3 protein-coding genes and 1 pseudogene are annotated in these 4,002 nt (G+C 58.5%); 2 read left to right on the forward strand and 2 right to left on the reverse strand.

Features of this window, described 5'->3' with window-relative positions:
- Positions 1-434 precede the first annotated feature (434 nt).
- On the forward strand, positions 435-1,766 hold the full coding sequence (locus tag B3Y70_RS13120; protein WP_222179713.1) for a DEAD/DEAH box helicase: 1,332 nt from the start codon (positions 435-437) through the stop codon (positions 1,764-1,766).
- Positions 1,767-1,867: 101 nt separating this feature from the next.
- Here B3Y70_RS13120 and B3Y70_RS13125 read toward each other — a convergent pair whose 3' ends face one another.
- Both B3Y70_RS13125 and B3Y70_RS13130 read right to left on the reverse strand, forming a co-directional pair.
- On the reverse strand, positions 1,868-2,581 hold the full coding sequence (locus B3Y70_RS13125) for an OmpW/AlkL family protein (RefSeq protein WP_286893860.1): 714 nt from the start codon (positions 2,579-2,581) through the stop codon (positions 1,868-1,870).
- A 157-nt stretch (positions 2,582-2,738) separates the two neighbouring features.
- Positions 2,739-3,209, reverse strand: coding sequence for a winged helix-turn-helix transcriptional regulator (locus tag B3Y70_RS13130; protein ID WP_023011396.1), 471 nt, complete (start codon positions 3,207-3,209; stop codon positions 2,739-2,741).
- 89 nt (positions 3,210-3,298) lie between these two features.
- On the opposite strand from B3Y70_RS13130, the pseudogene B3Y70_RS13135 reads away from it, so the two are divergent.
- Positions 3,299-4,002, forward strand: a pseudogene (locus B3Y70_RS13135) (12-oxophytodienoate reductase); the annotation flags it as partial.

The raw sequence follows: 4,002 nt of genomic DNA on the forward strand, positions 1-4,002 counted from the left end.
CGCCAACCACCAGGGCAACCACGAAGGCCAGAACGAGAAGCAGGTGTCCGATGGACAGGCTGAGGGGGCCGATGCCTACGCTGAGCATGGAATCTCCGGAAATCGGTGAGTTTTTAGTAGCATACGGCGGCTAATGACCGCCGGGCCCTGTCAGAGTTCCATTTATCACCCTGAAAATGAAGGCCGGCCAATAAAACCACCTATAGCTATTTGCCGGGTGCTCTGTTACCGTGCCTGCATCCTGCCTCTAGGGATTCCGCAGTTTCCGGCTTAAAGCCGCCTTGCGAACCATTTCATACGACCTGTCAGAGGACGTCACCCCGAACCCGGCGAGTGACCGTAGTCGTCTTTTATTCCATGACTTTCATGGCATCTGCCCGCATTCGCCGACGACGGTGTTCGTGGAGGCAGAATCAATCAAGAGTACATCGTATATGAGTTTTTCTTCTCTCGGTTTGTCCGAGCAGCTGGTCCGTGCCACCGCCGATCAGGGTTATGAAACCCCGTCTCCCATCCAGCAGCAGGCGATTCCTGCGGTGCTGTCTGGCAAAGATGTAATGGCCGCGGCCCAGACCGGCACCGGTAAAACCGCTGGTTTTACCCTGCCTTTGTTGCAGCGCCTGGCGGAAAATCCCCGCACTGGCAAAGGCCCCCGCGCCCTGATTCTCACACCCACCCGTGAGCTGGCCGCCCAGGTACACGATAGCGTGAACCTTTACAGCAAATACGTACCCACCAAGGCCGCTGTGGTTTTTGGTGGTGTAAAGATCAACCCGCAGATGATGAAGCTGCGCAAGGGCCTGGACGTACTGGTGGCCACACCGGGCCGTTTGATGGACCTGTACCAGCAGAACGCGGTGCGCTTCAACGAAGTGGAAATCCTGGTGCTGGACGAAGCCGACCGCATGCTCGACATGGGCTTTATCCGCGATATTCGCAAGATCCTGGCGTTGCTGCCGGCCAAGCGCCAGAACCTGCTGTTCTCCGCCACCTTCTCCAACGAAATCCGTACCCTGGCCCAGGGCCTGCTGGATAACCCGGTGCAGGTGGAAGTGGCGGCCCGTAACACCACCGCCGAGAAAGTGAAGCAGTCCGTTTACCCGGTTGACCAGAGCCAGAAGACAGCCTTGCTGAGCAAGCTGGTGCGTGACAACGACTGGGATCAGGTACTGGTTTTCACCCGTACCAAGCACGGCGCCAACCGCCTGACCCAGAAGCTGGAGAAAGACGGTATCACGGCTGCCGCCATTCACGGCAATAAGTCCCAGGGTGCCCGTACCCGTGCCCTGGCGGATTTCAAAGCCGGTGAAGTGCGCGTACTGGTCGCCACCGACATTGCTGCCCGTGGCCTGGATATCAAACAGCTGCCGCAAGTGGTGAACTTTGAACTGCCGAACGTGCCGGAAGATTACGTGCACCGCATTGGTCGTACCGGCCGTGCCGGTGAAAGTGGCCATGCCCTGTCACTGGTCAGTGCTGACGAAGGCAAGCTGCTGGCGGGTATCGAGAAGCTGATCAAGAAGCAGCTTCCGCGCAAGGAAGTGGAAGGCTTCGAGCCGAAAAACAACCTGCCGCTGAAGCCCAAGGCCAAAGCAGACCCGAGCAAGGCGCGGAATCGTCGCCCTCAGGGTGGCAATGGTAAGAGCTTTGGCCCGAAGCCGGCTGGTCGTAGCGGCGGTCGTGGCCGTGGTGGTCAGGGCGAAGGACAAGGCCGTGGCCAGGGGCAGGGTAGAAGTGGTCGCCCGGCTCAACGCCAGAGCGCCTGAAAACCGTTTCTCCTGACATAAAAAAGGCGGGGCCGAAGCCCCGCGCAGGAGAACGCACCATCCGGTAGCCGACAGACCGTGGGAGCTACCGGGAGTGCGGATCAGAACTTGTAGGTGAAACCTACCATGTAGACCATGGGGTCGATTTCGACTTCGAATTCGTCGGTTTCTGCCAGTTTGGTTCCGTTGGCATCAAACACATCGACTCTGGCGTCGGTGTTGATGTCGGCCCACCAGATCGCGGCGTTCAGACCGAAGTTCTCGCTCAGCATGTAATCCATGCCTACTTCAACGGCGACGCCAACGCTGTCGTCCAGTTCCAGCTCGCTGGATGCCACGTTCAATGCAGCGTCCAGATTGCTGCTGGTTTTCTCTTCGAAGAACACGGTGTAGTTCACACCCACGCCTGCGTACGGCTGGAAAGCGGAAGAGCTCGCCATCGGGAAATACTGCAGCGTGAGGGTAGGTGGCAGATGCTTGGTCTCACCAAGCTTGAGGTCGCCGGGCAGGTCGCCGCCACCGTTAATGTTGTGTTTGAACGGGGTTGCACCCAGTACGCCCAGGCCCAGGTGATTGGTCACCATGTATGTTGCACGCAGGCCCAGCTGGGTGTTGGTGTCAACGCTGACCTTGGAATCCACGCCAGCTCCCAGCAGCGGTGCGCCGCCTACGGTGATGGAATCACTGGAGTCATCCGGCGCGACATGAACCGCACCCGCACGCAGAACAAAATCACCCGCTTCAAAAGCCTGAGCTGCAGGAGCCACTGCCATTACGGCCGCAGCCAGAACACTGAGTTTAAAACCACGAGACATAGCCATCTCCTTATCCATGAAAGATCGATGGCTTAAATGTAATGACATCCGGACAGGCAATCTTGATTTAGCGCAAGAAATGGCGGAAGGCAGCGCGACTGGCCAATAAGTCTTGATTCAACTCAAGAAAACGTGGAAATGCGGCTATTGCGGATGGTCAGGCCTGGGCTTCGTCGAGGGGCTTGTCTTCATCGCTGGGCACAAACACGTCCCGAATGGACAGGGGCTGACCCTGGGTATTCTGCACGGTGACCGGCTGTATTGGCTGGCCGCTATCGCGGTCCCGGAGGTCCAGGGGCTGGCCGTCCGGAGACGGGTTCCACTTGTCGCCCCACTGGCGCAGAGCCACCACCACCGGAAACAGGTCGCGGCCTTTCTCCGTGAGCCGGTACTCAAAGCGTGAGCCGTGCTCGCCAACATCCACTTTGCGCAAGACCTCGTTGTCGACCAGTTTGGCCAGTCGGTCGCACAGAATGTTCTTGGCAATCCCCAGTTGCTGCTGAAAATCCACAAACCGGCGGGTGCCGTACATGGCGTGCAGCACAATCAGCAGCGACCACCAGTCCCCCACTTCATTCAGGGCACGGGCGACGGAGCAGTTGGAGTCATCAAAACGTTTTCTGGCCATGTAGGGGAGTGTACCGAATAGGGTTGCATTTTGAAACCGGATTTAATAGGGTTGCTTTACGAAACCAAATTGATGAGGTTGCACATCACATGAGTATGAATCTTGGTCCTTTGTTCGAGCCGTTTGAACTTCATAACCTCAAGCTGCGCAACCGCGTAGCCATGGCGCCGATGACCCGCAATTTCTCGCCTAAGGGTGTACCCGGTCAGGATGTGGTGGACTACTATCGCCGCCGCGCCGAGGCCGGTGTTGGCCTGATCATTACCGAAGGCACTGTCGTGAACCACGCGGCTGCCAACGGTTACCCGAACGTACCGGCCTTCTATGGCGACGAAGCCCTGGCGGGCTGGAAGAAAGTGGTGGATGCCGTGCACGAAGCCGGCGGCGCCATTTTCCCGCAACTGTGGCACGTGGGCGCGGTACGCAAGGAAGGTATCGAGCCGGATCCCTCTGTTCCCGGTTACAGCCCTTCAGGCCTGTTTGCGCCTGGCAAGCCCAACGGCAAGGCCATGACCAGGGAAGACATCCAGGACGTGATCAAAGCTTTCGGTGATGCCGCCCAGGATGCCAAGGCTCTGGGCTTCGACGGTGTGGAAATCCACGGCGCCCACGGCTATCTGCTGGATCAATTCCTGTGGGAAGGCACCAACCAGCGCGACGATGAGTACGGCGGCAGCCTGGAAAACCGCCTGCGCTTTGTGGTGGAAATCGTCGAGGAAGTGCGCCACCGTGTGGGCCCGGATTACCCGATCATGCTGCGCTTCTCTCAGTGGAAGCAGCAGGACTACGAAGC

Source organism: Marinobacter sp. UBA5687 (assembly GCF_002420325.1).
GTDB lineage: Bacteria > Pseudomonadota > Gammaproteobacteria > Pseudomonadales > Oleiphilaceae > Marinobacter > Marinobacter nauticus.